The organism is Yoonia sp. (assembly GCF_036007805.1).
Taxonomy (GTDB): Bacteria; Pseudomonadota; Alphaproteobacteria; order Rhodobacterales; family Rhodobacteraceae; genus Yoonia.
The window spans coordinates 1-13,439 of sequence record NZ_DASYOK010000141.1 but is presented as its reverse complement, the minus strand read 5'-3'; the positions used below and the strand labels follow the sequence as shown (position 1 = coordinate 13,439).

At 59.1% G+C, this 13,439-nt stretch carries 12 protein-coding genes and 1 pseudogene; 11 read left to right on the top strand and 2 right to left on the bottom strand.

The features are described from left to right. A pseudogene (locus tag VGP75_RS08250) lies at positions 1-240 on the top strand (dibenzothiophene desulfurase); the annotation flags it as partial. Between the two features lie 69 nt (positions 241-309). On the opposite strand, the gene VGP75_RS08245 reads toward VGP75_RS08250, so the two are convergent. Continuing rightward, complete coding sequence (locus VGP75_RS08245; RefSeq protein ID WP_327543204.1) at positions 310-1,371, bottom strand: ABC transporter ATP-binding protein; 1,062 nt, start codon at positions 1,369-1,371, stop codon at positions 310-312. A gap of 3 nt (positions 1,372-1,374) precedes the next feature. Then, a complete protein-coding gene (locus VGP75_RS08240; RefSeq protein ID WP_414727789.1) occupies positions 1,375-2,169 on the bottom strand; it encodes an IclR family transcriptional regulator in 795 nt (264 codons plus the stop codon). Between the two features lie 171 nt (positions 2,170-2,340). Here VGP75_RS08240 and VGP75_RS08235 point away from each other — a divergent pair, with 171 nt between their 5' ends. The 10 genes from VGP75_RS08235 to VGP75_RS08190 all read left to right on the top strand — a co-directional run. After that, entirely contained in the window at positions 2,341-3,597 is a 1,257-nt protein-coding gene (locus tag VGP75_RS08235) for an ABC transporter substrate-binding protein (protein ID WP_327543202.1), read from the top strand. Positions 3,598-3,725: 128 nt separating this feature from the next. After that, positions 3,726-4,679: a carbohydrate ABC transporter permease gene (locus VGP75_RS08230; RefSeq protein WP_327543201.1), complete on the top strand. Its 954-nt coding sequence runs from the start codon at positions 3,726-3,728 to the stop codon at positions 4,677-4,679. Then, complete coding sequence (locus tag VGP75_RS08225) at positions 4,679-5,527, top strand: carbohydrate ABC transporter permease (RefSeq protein ID WP_327543200.1); 849 nt, start codon at positions 4,679-4,681, stop codon at positions 5,525-5,527. Before VGP75_RS08230 ends, VGP75_RS08225 begins: the two co-directional genes overlap by 1 nt. Positions 5,528-5,532: 5 nt before the next feature. Continuing rightward, entirely contained in the window at positions 5,533-7,614 is a 2,082-nt protein-coding gene (locus tag VGP75_RS08220) for an alpha-galactosidase (RefSeq protein ID WP_327543199.1), read from the top strand. Further along, a complete protein-coding gene (locus VGP75_RS08215; RefSeq protein ID WP_327543198.1) occupies positions 7,611-8,369 on the top strand; it encodes an SDR family NAD(P)-dependent oxidoreductase in 759 nt (252 codons plus the stop codon). Before VGP75_RS08220 ends, VGP75_RS08215 begins: the two co-directional genes overlap by 4 nt. Next, the gene (locus VGP75_RS08210; RefSeq protein ID WP_327543197.1) at positions 8,366-9,271 is read left to right on the top strand and encodes a 2-dehydro-3-deoxygalactonokinase; all 906 of its coding nucleotides are present in this window, start codon (positions 8,366-8,368) and stop codon (positions 9,269-9,271) included. The genes VGP75_RS08215 and VGP75_RS08210 overlap by 4 nt, the downstream gene beginning before the upstream one ends. A gap of 3 nt (positions 9,272-9,274) precedes the next feature. Then, positions 9,275-9,880 (top strand): 2-dehydro-3-deoxy-6-phosphogalactonate aldolase, encoded by a 606-nt coding sequence (locus VGP75_RS08205; RefSeq protein ID WP_327543196.1) that lies wholly within the window; start codon positions 9,275-9,277, stop codon positions 9,878-9,880. Continuing rightward, on the top strand, positions 9,877-10,698 hold the full coding sequence (locus tag VGP75_RS08200; protein ID WP_327543195.1) for an SMP-30/gluconolactonase/LRE family protein: 822 nt from the start codon (positions 9,877-9,879) through the stop codon (positions 10,696-10,698). The genes VGP75_RS08205 and VGP75_RS08200 overlap by 4 nt, the downstream gene beginning before the upstream one ends. 34 nt (positions 10,699-10,732) lie before the next feature. Then, complete coding sequence (locus tag VGP75_RS08195; protein ID WP_327543194.1) at positions 10,733-12,634, top strand: beta-galactosidase; 1,902 nt, start codon at positions 10,733-10,735, stop codon at positions 12,632-12,634. Continuing rightward, on the top strand, positions 12,634-13,439 hold an 806-nt coding region (locus VGP75_RS08190), incomplete at its 3' end, for an aldose epimerase family protein (protein ID WP_327543193.1). The genes VGP75_RS08195 and VGP75_RS08190, both read left to right, overlap by 1 nt.

Genomic DNA, 13,439 nt, shown 5'->3' with positions numbered 1-13,439 from the left:
GGCACCAATTATCTGATGCGCGAATTCATCCATCAGGTAGGGCGCAAACACGCCGACAAACTGCGGATCATCACGATCGGTCTGGCCTTCGTCCTACCGGTGATCCTGCTGCTTTTGCCGTTCAACCACATCCTTGGCGTGCTGGCGGTCCTCAGCCATATCGCAGGCGTGCTCACGCTGCGCTGGCTGTTCTTCGCCCAAGCCGAACACGTCGTGGGCCTTTACTACGGCAAACGCTGATCCGTTATTATTGGCCCAAAAATATCCTGGGGGAGGTCCGCAGGGCCGGGGGCAAAGCCCCCTCCGCCCTCAGCTCCGGATACGCAGCTCTGTTTCTGCGTCAAAGAGAAAAATGCGGCTTGGATCAATCCTGACCCCGACACGGGCCCCTTCGGCGGTCCGTTCGTCCCCGCGTTCTTCCACGACAATGCGCTCGCCGGTCGTGGATGTCAGATAGGCGAATGAGACCCCTCCAAGGCTCTCGGTCAGCTCGACCGTATGCGTATCCCCATCGGGATCAATGACGATATGCTCGGGGCGCGCGCCTACGCTGACAGCCTTGCCTTCATAGGCCGTGCTGACCAAGCCGTCATATCGGGCGGCCAAACCCGGTGCGTCAACACTGCCGCCCTTGACCATACCGCTCACGAAGTTCATCGCAGGTGACCCGATAAAGCCCGCCACAAACTTGTTATCCGGATCGCGGTACAGATCCATCGGCGCGCCCACTTGCTCGATCACACCCAGACGCAGCACGACGATCTTGTCGGCCAATGTCATCGCCTCGACCTGATCGTGCGTGACATAAATCATCGTGGCGCCAATTTCCTTGTGCAAACGTGCAATCTCGACGCGCATCTCGACCCGAAGTTCAGCGTCAAGGTTGGACAGGGGTTCATCGAACAAGAACACCTCGGGCCCCCGCACAATGGCCCGGCCAATCGATACGCGCTGGCGCTGGCCACCGGACAGGGCCGCAGGCTTGCGATCCAGATAGGGCTCAAGCTTCAGAATACGCGTTGCCTCGGCCACTTTGGCCGCGATCTCGGCTTTGGGATGGCCGTTCATTTTCAGGCCAAACCCCATGTTGTCCTTGACCGTCATATGGGGATAAAGCGCGTAGGTCTGGAACACCATCGCAACCCCGCGCTCGGAGGGGTCCATGCGCGTGACGTCGCGATCTCCGATATGCATCGCGCCTTCAGTGGTTTCCTCTAGCCCCGCAACCATGCGCAAAAGCGTCGACTTGCCACAGCCCGACGGGCCGACAAAAACGCAGAATTCACCATCCGCGATTTCAAGGTCAATGCCGTGAATGACCTGCACCTCGCCATAGCGCTTGATGACGTTCTTCAGCGTTACACCTGACATGGCTTAAATCCCCGTTGTTTCTTTTGTCTGGTAGTCGGGAAAGCTCCAGTTCTGGGCATCCCGTGTAATTTTGTCGGCTGTCTCGCGCAGGATCGGCACATAGGCTTCCAGCCCTGCAAGATTGGTCCGGCTGGTCGTGCTGGTGACCGAAAGCGCACCAAGGACGCGGCCAGCCGAAGTCAGAATAGGCATTGCGACACAGATGATTCCGGGCTCATGCTCTTCGCGATCAAAACCATAGCCGTTCTGACGGATGTCACTCAACTCGGCGCGCAGCGCATCGGCGCTATCAAGCGTGTGCTCCGTAAAGACATGAAAGGACTGTTGTTCGATCACAGTCTCGACGGCATCCTCATCCAGAAACGCCAGCATCACCTTGCCGACACCGGTGCAATAGGCAGGCCCGACCTTACCCGCCTGACTGTACATCTGTACCGGATTATTCGCGTTGCGCTTATCAATATAAAGCACCTGCGCATGATCCAGCTGCGCAAGGTGGACAGTCTCGCCCACAGCCTTGCTGAGCGCATCAAGATGCGGACGCGCCACGGGGGCAAGTGTCGATTGATCCCATGCGGTATGGGCCAGACGCACCAAGCGAAGGCCCGGGCTATAGGTCTGCCGCTCGGGGTCGTAAGCCAACATCTGTTGATTGGTGAGGGTTTGTAGAAACCTGTATAAGGTTGGCTTGGGAAACTCAGACTGCGCCAAAAGCTCGCCGAACCGCACAGGCCGCCCGAAAGCCGCGACCTGATCCAGCACCTCAAGCGCCTTTCCAACTGTGCCGTCACCGGTCACCCGCCCCATTGATCCTCCCTTGGTCGATCCGGGCATTTCACACCGATCTCCTCATGGTGCTGCCTTCGACTGTTGACAAGGCTAGCCTGTTCGCGGTTTAGTATCAACATCCAAAACCAAGTTTCAAATAATGAAACCTGGTTACACACGGAAGCATACTGGGAGGAAACCATGCATTCCATTTTGAAGACGTCGCTCGCGGCGTTTATTGCTGCTGGCGTTACCGCGTCATCCGCAAGTGCCCAAGAACTGTCGGGCGAACTCAACATCATATCAGACATGTCCAACCCTGCACCGCGCGCGGTTATGGAAGGTCTGGCCGCCGATTTTGATGCGCTGCACCCGAACCTTGAAGTCAACCTGACGATCGTTGACCGCGAAGCGTGGAAAACACAGATCCGCAACGCGCTGGGTGCCAACCCGCCGGACGTTGTGAACTGGTATGCGGCCAACCGCATGCGTCCATATGTCAACGCAGGCCTCTTTGCAGATATCTCCGACCTCTGGGCCGAACCCGCCTTCGAGGCGCTAGCATCCACAAAAGGTGCCATGACGCTCGACGGCGCCCAATGGGGTGTGCCTTACACATACTACCAGTGGGGCGTTTACTACCGCAAAGACATCTTTGACCAGTTTGGCCTGTCCGAGCCGACAAACTGGGAAGAAGAGCTCGCAAACTGCCAGACACTGCTCGACAATGGTGTCAAGTGCTACACCATCGGGACCAAGTTTCTTTGGACCGCAGGCGGCTGGTTCGACTACATCAACTCGCGCACCAACGGCTATGATTTCCACATGGCACTCGCGCGCGGTGAAGTGGAATGGACCGATGAGCGTGTCCGCCAGACTTTCGCCAACTGGCGTCAGCTGATCGACATGGGCGCCTTCATCGACGACCACCAGACCTATAGCTGGCAGGAAGCCCTGCCCTTCATGGTCAATGGCGAAGCTGCGGCTTACCTCATGGGTAACTTTGCAGTTGCAGCCATGCGTGACGGCGGTCTGACCGACGATCAACTGGATTTCTACCAATTCCCTGTGATCAACCCTGACGTTGATTTCGCCGAGGACGCGCCAACCGATACGTTCCACATCGCATCGGGCGCACAGAACATGGACGCCGCGAAAGAATTCCTGCGCTATGTCACCTCTGCCGAGGTGCAAACAGCGATCAACGGCGGCGACGCTCTGGGCCAGCTGCCTGTGAACGCGAATGCGTCGATCGACGCGGACAAGTTCCTCGAGCAAGGCTTTGACATGCTGTCCAACAACGCGGGCGGCGGGATCATGCAGTTCTTTGACCGTGACTTTGATGCCGAAATGGCGTCTGTCGGCATGGAAGGCCTGCAGGAGTTCATGGTGTTCCCCGACAACCTCGAAGACATTCTGATGCGTCTCGAAGAAACACGTCAGCGCATCTATAACTAACGCTATGGTGGGTTTTACCCACCCTACGGCACCCACCCGCGTAGGGTGGGTGCAACCCACAGCCCCGCCAACCCATCTGCAAGCCCCCACGCGGCTTTCACATGTGTTGACCCAGCAGGAGAAACGCCATGTCGGTGTCACCCGCCGTTCCAATCACCAACGCAAAAAGGCCGAAGCGCGGCTGGTACAAGCGCAACGAGATTGCGATCACCCCGTGGCTGTTCCTGCTGCCTGCGATGCTTTTTTTTGCGATCTACGTCATCATGCCCATCGGCCAGTCGTTCTGGATTTCGCTGCATGAATGGGACGGTCTTGGCGAGAAAACATGGGTTGGTACCGCCAACTACGAACGCCTGCTCGGTTGGGGTGATGCCAATATCGACCGCAAGTTTTCGGTCTCGTTCTGGAACAACCTCAAATGGCTGGTGCTTTACCTTCTGGCGATCCCGGCGGGCCTGTTTATTGCGCTTTTCCTGAACCAGACGGTCACAGGCATCCGTTTCTACAAGTCGATGTTCTTTTTCCCGTTTGTGATCAGCCAAGTCGTTGTGGGTCTGGTGTTCAGCTGGTTCTACCTGCCGCGTGAAGGGCTTTTGAACGCGATCCTTGGCTTCTTTGGCGCGGGCCCGATCAACGTGCTCGGTGATCCGACACTTGCGACCTATGGCATTATCGCGGCAGGCCTGTGGCCGCAGACGGCATACTGCATGATCCTGTATCTCACCGGCCTGAACGCCGTTGATCCCGAACAGGTCGAAGCCGCACGGCTTGATGGGGCAAAAGGCCCCAAGATGCTTTGGCATGTGATCCTCCCCCAGCTCAAGCCCGCGACCTTTATCGCCTTTGTCGTCACCATCATCGGCGCGCTGCGGTCGTTCGATCTGATCAGCGTCATGACCAATGGCGGGCCTTTCGGATCAACCCGCGTACTGTCGTTCTACATGTTCGAGGAATCACTATCCGAATTCGGGTTCCGGATGGGCTATGGTGCGGCCATTGCGGTGATCCTGTTCTTCATCATGCTGGGGTTCATCACCTACTTCCTTTACGCGATGTACCAAGACGAAAAGGGAGCGCGCTGATGTTTCCCACCCCAATCGCAAGAACCTCGCGCACGTGGCAGATTTCGTATCAGGTGCTTTTGCCGGTCATGTTGATCATCTGGCTACTGCCCCTCATCGCCGTTGCCAACTTCTCGATCAAACCCGAGTCCGATTTCGTCAGCGGCAACTACTGGGGAATTCCCAGCAGTTTTGAGGCCTTCTCGAACTATGGGCGCGTGTTTTTTGAGTCGAACATGCCGCGCTATTTGTGGAATTCGCTCTTTATCACGATCCCCACAGTAATCGGGGCCGTGGCGCTGTCTGCCATGGCCGGTTTTGCGCTGGGTGTTTACAAATTCAAAGGCAATCTGCTGATCTTCTTCATCTTCATTGCGGGCAACTTTGTCCCGTTCCAGATCCTGATGGTACCCGTGCGGGACCTGACACTGAGCCTGAACCTCTATGATACCAAGACCGGTCTGGTGCTGTTCCACATTGCCTTCCAGACAGGGTTCTGCACACTTTTCATGCGCAACTTTATCCGCGCCCTGCCCTTCCCCTTGATTGAGGCCGCGCGCGTTGAAGGCATCGCCGAATGGCGCATCTTCCTGTTCGTCGTCCTGCCTTTGATGAAGCCCGCGCTCGCAGCGCTTGCCGTGCTGATCTTTACCTTCATCTGGAACGATTATTTCTGGGCTGTTGTCCTGACCCAAGGACCGGATGCACAACCCGTCACCGCCGGTATCACCGAGTTCAATTCACAGTACCGCGCCGCCTATCACCTGATGAGCGCGGGCTCGATCGTGGCTGCTTTGCCGCCTGTCGCGATGTTCTTTTTGATGCAGAAACACTTTATCGCGGGCCTCACCCTCGGAGCAGTAAAGTAACCAAGATGAACCGAACCTACCGTATTGATGATGGCCGTCAGACCCTTGTGCTGGCGGCCCGCAACGACCGACTGCCTGAAGTTGTCTATTGGGGCGCGCTGCTGCCAGCGGGGGAAAACCTCGACACGGTGCAGGCGGCCCACAGGATTGATGTCACAGGCGGGATGCTGGACGAAAACCCGGACCTGTCGATTTGCCCCGAAGCGACCCGCAGCTTTCCCGGCCAACCCGGTCTGATACTGCGCGACAGCGACGGGACGCCACTGCTGCCCAAGTTCTGTTTTGAGAGCGTTGCGCAGAACGGCACGCTGGAACTCACCTATAAAGACAATAACAACGGGCTCACGCTGACCGTGCGCTTTGATAGCGACAGCGATACCCACGTGATTACCTGCCAGACCACACTCGACGCGACCCGCCCTGTGCATCTGCACTGGCTTGCCGCCCCTGTCTTGCCCGCACCGCAGCAATCTGACGAGATGATTGACGTGTCGGGGCGGTGGTGCGGTGAATTCCAGCTGTCCCGCACCGCTTGGGCACCCGGGATGCGTTACCGTGAAAACCGCACGGGCCGCACTGGGCACGAGCACTTTCCAGGCCTGATCGTGCCGTGCCGTGGCGCCACCAATACCCAAGGCGAGGTCTATGCTTTCCATTATGGCTGGTCCGGCGGGCACAAGATGATCGCCGAGGAATTGCAGGACGGCCGCCGCCAGATCCAATGGGGGCACGCGGCCAGCATGGAACCACAAGCGGCCACGCAGTTCAAAACTGCGCCGCTCTATATCGCCTATTCCAATACTGGTCTGAATGGCTGCGCCGTGGCCTTCCAGCGCCACCTGCGCGACAGGATCGTGACATGGCCCAAACCGAACGCGCCGCGCCCTGTCCATTACAACTGCTGGGAGGCCGTTTATTTCGACCATAAACTGCCTGTTCTCAAAGACATCGCTGATCGCGCAGCCGCGCTGGGGGCGGAACGTTTTGTGCTGGATGACGGCTGGTTCGGCAACCGCGATGACGACACCCGCAGCCTCTCGGACTGGACGGTCGATCCGCGCAAATACCCCGACGGCCTGCACCCGTTGATCGAACATGTGCACGGGCTTGGCATGACCTTCGGCATCTGGTTCGAACCCGAGATGATCAACGAAGACAGCGACATTCACCGCGCGCATCCTGACTGGGTGTTGGGCAGCGAGGACCAGACCCTTGGCCGCCAGCAAAAAGCGCTGAATATGGCGAAGCCTGACGTCCGCGATTATCTTTACGGTCGCATGTCAGCGATCCTGCGCGATCACGCCATCGACTATATCAAATGGGACCACAACCGCGTTCTGCCGATGCCCGATGCATCGCAAACCCGTGGGTCCTACGCGCTGATCGACAGGCTGCGCACGGATTTCCCTGACGTCGAGATCGAAAGCTGTGCCTCGGGCGGTGGCCGGATCGACTTTGGCATCCTGCAACGCACCCAACGTGTCTGGCTCTCTGACAGCAACGATGCGCTGGAACGGCTACGCATCCAGCATGACGCGGCTTTGTTTCTGCCATTGTCGGTGACCGGCAGCCACGTGGGCCCACGCCATTGCCACACATCGGGTCGCACCCTCGACATTACATTCCGTGCATGGGTCGCGGCCCAGCGCCATATGGGGTTCGAGATGGACCCGCGCGAACTCGATGCGCGCGAAACGGCGGTGCTCACGCAGGTTACAGGCTGGTGGAAAGCCAACCGCCACTGGATGCAAACGGCCGACATTTTGCGCCTTGATAGTGCCGATCCTGCAGTCGTCGCCGAGCAGCAACTGGCCCGCGACAAGGACCGCTTTGTGGTTTTTGCAGGCAAGGCTGCAACCAGCGCCCAGATTTCCCCACGACCATTGCGCCTGACCGGTCTGGACCCCGATGCGATGTACCGCATCGACCTGATCAACCGCGAGGATCTGCATCACCTGTCACGGGGAACACCAGCGCTGAAGGATGCCTCGCTTGAACTCTCTGGTGCCTATCTGATGCGCCACGGCGTTACCTTGCCATGGTCCTTCCCCGAACGCATGTGGGTCGTGGAAGGAGCGCGGCTATGAACGCGACCTTCCATGACCTCAAAGGTGCCTCGGTCTTTATTACAGGTGGCGGCAACGGCATTGGTGCAGCACTCACCGATGGGTTTCTGGCGCAGGGGGCACGGGTGGCCTTTGTGGGGCGCTCGGATGCCACGGAATTTGTGCGCGAGATGGGCGACAAACACGGCACCGCGCCGCTCTTTATCCAGTGCGACATCACCGACACGCCTGCCCTTCAGGCCGCCATGGATCAGGCGGTTGCAGCACATGGCCCGTTGAAAGTGTTGGTCAACAACGCCGCCAACGATATGCGCTACGACGCGATGGAGATTTCAGAGGCGGATTGGGACAGCCAGCATGCAATCAACGCGAAAGCCTATTTCTTTGCATGCCAGAAAGCTGCGGCTCTGATGGCTCCGAAAGGATCCATCATCAACTATTCCTCGATCACCTATCTGATGGGCTTGGCAGGCATGGTGCCTTATGTGACCGCCAATGCGGGCATCACAGGCATGACCCGCGCGCTGGCCCGTGAATGGGGACCGAAAGGTATCCGCGTGAACGCCATTGCACCCGGCTGGGTCTTTACCGAAAAGCAGGAAACCATGTGGGCGACACCCGCCTCCAAAGCAGCGTTTCTGGAAAAGCAATGCCTGCAGGAATTCATGCGTCCTGAAGATATGGTCGGCGGGACACTGTTTTTAGCCTCTTCTGCTTCCGCTATGATGACGGGGCAGACCATTGTAATCGACGCAGGCGTGGTAGGAACCGGATGACCCAAGCACAGATCAAAGCAGATTGGATCGCCGTGGACTGGGGCACCAGCAACATGCGCGCCTGGGCCTTGTCGACCAGCGGCACGGTTCTGGCTGAAGCCAGTTCCGATCAAGGCATGGGCAAGCTGCGCCGTGAAGATTTTGAGGCAGCCCTGCTCTCTGTCGTCCAGGACTGGATTGACGGCCCGACAACCGTGATGGCCTGCGGCATGGTCGGATCACGGCAGGGCTGGGTCGAGGCCCCCTATGCCGCGGTCCCCTGCGCCACCTTGCCCGAAGGTTTGGTCCAAGCGCCCGTGACGCATCCTGACCTGACCGTCTATGTCATTCCCGGCATCAAGCAGATGTCCCCCGCTGACGTGATGCGCGGCGAAGAGACGCAAGTCACCGGCTTTCTGGCGCGTAACAAGAATTGGGACGGGGTGATCTGTTTGCCGGGCACCCATACCAAATGGGTGCATGTCAGCGCGGATGAGGTTGTCAGCTTTCAGACCTTCATGACCGGTGAACTCTTTGACACCCTCTCCACGCAAACGGTATTGCGCCACTCGATCGCCGCCGATGGCTGGGATGATGCCGCCTTTGCCGAAGGGCTCGATATGGGGCTGTCGCGCCCTGAACGCCTTGCAGCGCGGCTCTTTTCACTGCGTGCCAACGGGCTGCTTCATGATATGTCGGGCACAGCGGCACGCGCGCAACTGTCCGGCCTGCTGATCGGTACAGAACTGGCCGCTTCAAAACCCTACTGGCTTGGCCAGCACATCGCGGTGATCGGGGAAAGCAAGCTGTCGAAACTCTATGTCGATGCTTTGGCGACACAGGCCGCACCCGCAACCCAAGTCAACGCGGCAACGATCACATTGGCTGGTCTGTCGGCCGCCTATCAGCGCCTGAAAGGATAACATATGCATCGCCCCCTGATCGCGATTTTGCGCGGCGTGACACCCAGCGAGGCAGCCCCCATGGCCGCCGCCCTGATTGACGCAGGCATCACGAAGATCGAAGTGCCCCTCAATTCGCCGGATCCCTTCGCCAGCATCAAGGCGATGGCCGATGCCTACGGCGAGGACGCCCTGATCGGCGCAGGAACCGTGCTGTCGACCGATGATGTGGGGCGCGTGGCGCAAGCGGGTGGCAAGCTCGTGGTTTCGCCCAACTGCGACCAGCGCGTGATTGTCGCCACCAAGACCGCCGGTATGCAAAGCTGGCCCGGCGTCATGACCCCGACAGAGTGCTTTGCGGCCCTGAAAGCGGGGGCTGACGGGCTCAAGATCTTTCCCGCCAGTCTGCTTGGGCCCGAAGGCATCAAGGCAATCCGCGCGGTGTTGCCGACAGGCACGCAGGTCTATGCAGTGGGTGGCGCAGGGGCTGACAACTTCGCGGAATGGATGGCCGCTTCGGCGGATGGGTTCGGCATTGGCTCTGCCCTTTACAAACCCGGTTTTTCGGTGGCCGATGTCGCAGCAAGGGCGCGCGATATGGTCGCCGCCTATGATGCGGCTGTGTCATGATTTACGATGACACCCAGTGCCAGCTTGGTGAAGGACCGCTCTGGCATCCTTTGCGCAAACAATTGCTCTGGTTTGATATTCTGGGAAAACGCCTGCACACGAAAGGCCAGCACTGGCAGTTTGACACCTATGTCAGTGCCGCGGGCTGGATCAGTGAAAGCACCCTGCTGATCGCGTCCAGCACCGCGTTGATGCATTTTGATATCACGACCGGAGAAACCGAGATCATCGCGCCACTGGAGGCCGACAATCCGGTCACGCGCTCGAACGACGGGCGCGCGGACCCGCAGGGCGGTTTCTGGATCGGGACCATGGGAATTGATGCGGAGGAAGGCGCGGGCGCGATCTATCGCTACTATAAAGGCGAGCTGCGCCAGCTTTACCCCGAGATCACGATTTCCAATGCGATCTGTTTCGCGCCTGATGGCAAAACCGCCTATTTCACCGACACGCCGACGCAACAGGTCATGCGCGTGGCGCTTGATGACCAAGGCTGGCCCATGGGCGAACCTGTGCTGCACATTGACCTCAGCCGCACACGCTTTCGTCCCGACGGGGCGGTCGTCGATGCCGCAGGCAACCTGTGGAACGCGCAATGGGGTGTCGGGCGGGTGGCCGTCTATGATCCGGCCGGCGGTTTCCTTGAAAGCTACAACTTTGCTGCAAGCCAAACCTCTTGTCCGGCATTTGGCGGCGACGATCTGCAAACGCTGTTCTGCACCAGTGCCGCGGTTGGGCTAGAGGGCCCCGAGCAGGGCAAAACATTTGCCGTCCCGACGAAGGCTGCTGGACAAGCCGAACATCAGGTTATCCTCTAAACCGCTCCTCAATCTTTCAAAAAGGTTCCACACCATGAAACGCACGCTTGGCGTCTGTTATTATCCCGAACATTGGCCCGAGGACCAATGGGCCAGTGATGCCGCCCAAATGGTGGCGACAGGTCTGACATGGGTGCGCATCGGTGAGTTCGCATGGGCGCGTATGGAACCGAGCCCGGGCACCTTCACATGGGATTGGCTGGACCGTGCGATTGCCGTTCTGGGAGAAGCAGGCCTGAAGATCATCCTCGGCACCCCCACGGCCACACCACCCCGTTGGATGGTCGACAAATACCCCGATATGCTGGCGGTTGACGCGCAGGGGCAGCCCCGCAAATTCGGGTCGCGCAGACACTACGACTTCAGCCATCTTGGCTACCGCGAGGAATGCCGCCGCATCGCGCGGCTCATGGGCGAACGCTATGGCAGCAACCCGCATATCGCTGCGTGGCAAATCGACAACGAATACGATTGCCACGACACAACGCTGAGTTACTCTGATGCGGCGCGCAAAGGGTTTCAGGACTGGCTGGCGCAGAAATACCAGTCCACCGATGCGCTGAACCGTGCGTGGGGGAACGTGTTTTGGTCGATGGACTATGACACTTTCGACCAGATTGATCTGCCCAATCTGACAGTGACCGAACCCAACCACCCGCATCAGCTTGCGTTCCGGCGCTATAGTTCGGATCAGGTGGTTGCCTTCAATAAGGTACAGGTGGACGAACTGCGCAAACATACCGACGCGCCACTGATCCACAACTACATGGGGCGGATCACGACGTTCGATCATTGGAAGGTCGGTGCCGACCTCGATATCGCGTCCTGGGACAGCTATCCGATCGGGTTTCTGTCGGACCGCCTTGAAGGGACGCCGGAATTCAAACGCGCCTTCCTGCGTCAGGGCCACCCCGACAACCAAGCTTTCCACCACGATCTCTACCGCGCGGTCGGCAAGGGGCGGATGTGGGTGATGGAACAACAGCCCGGCCCCGTGAACTGGGCCCCCTATAACCCTGCCCCCCTGCCCGGCATGGCACGTCTTTGGGCGTGGGAGGCCTTTGCCCATGGTGCCGAAACCGTCTGTTATTTCCGCTGGCGGCAAGCCCCTTTCGCGCAGGAACAGATGCATGCGGGGCTTTTGCGCCCTGACAGCGCGCCTGCCCCTGCATTGGCCGAAGCGCGCCAAGTCGCTGATGAAATCGAAACGCTGGCCAGTGTTGGCACAGCAAAGGCGCAGGCCGCATTGGTCTTTGACTATGAAAGTGCATGGGGCTGGGATGCCCAGCCGCAGGGCGCGGATTTCGAGATGTTCCGCCTTGCCTTTGCCGCCTATCGCGCGCTGCGCAGGGCAGGATTGAACATCGACATTCTGCCGCCCGATACCGCTGATCTTTCTGCCTATAAGCTGGTGATGGCGCCGGGGATCATGTCTCTGTCAGAGCCGCTGCGCGCTGCTTTGGCCCGTTTTGAAGGCATCGCCCTTATCGGTCCGCGCAGTGATACAAAGACCGACGAGTTGAGCATCCCCACGCCACTTGGCCCGAATCTGCCGGGGCTTGATGTGCGCGTTGCATTGACCGAAAGCATGCCACCCGATGATGGCATTCCACTGGAAGGCGGCGGACAGTTCCTGCATTGGTTCGAGCACCTTGAAGGCAGCGCCGAGACATTTGTCGCAACCGCAGCAGGGCAGCCTGCGATCATAGGCACGAAGACCCTGCGCTATCTTGCGGGCTGGCCGGACGATGGCACCTTTGACCATATTGTCGCGGGCTTGTGTGACGCGCTTGGTCTGGAAACCAGGCAACTGCCTGAAGGTCTACGCCTGCGCGACACCGAAACGCACCGGTTCTATTTCAACTATGCCGCTGTGCCGTTGACGTGGAAAGGCGTAACCATACCTCCTGCGGGTGTGCATTGGGAGGAACTGTGATGACCCACTTCGGAACCACGAAAGACGGAGAGGAAGTTCTTCAAATCACACTCTCAAGCGGCGATCTGAGCGTCGATATTCTGACACTGGGTGCCACCGTGCAAGCCGTGCGCCTTGCAGGGGTGCCTTACAATCTGACCTTGGGTTCCGAGACGTTCGCGGATTACGCCACCTCAATGGATTATTTCGGCGCGATTGTCGGCCCTATCGCCAACCGCATCGGCAACGCGCGCGTGCGCCTTGACGGGATGATGCACGAGCTTGAGCGCAACGAGAACGGCGATTGTCACCTGCATTCAGGCAGCGAGGGCGTCCACCGCAAGAACTGGGGGGTGCTGGAACAGTACGCTGATCGCGTCACGCTGGGTTTGCGCCTGCCCGATGGTGTGGCGGGCCTGCCCGGCAACCGCGATATCCGCGTGACCTATCAGGTCACAGCACCTGCAACGCTGACCATGCAGATCGACGGCACGACTGACGCGACCACCTGCATGAATTTCGCCAGCCACATCTATTGGAACCTTGATGGCAGCGAAACATGGGATGGCCACGCATTGCGCATTGCTGCGGATCATTATCTGCCGATTGACGACCGCACCTGCCCCACAGGTGAGGTCACCGCCGTTGACGGCACCGCTATGGATTTCCGCACCAGCCGCAAACTGGTGAAAGGTGCACCGGCGCTTGATCACAATTTTTGCCTCTCGCAAGAAGCGACCGATCTGCGCGATGTCCTTTGGCTGACCGGTGCCTCGGGCCTGCAAATGACCCTCGCCACGACAGAGCCCGGGATGCAGATCCACGA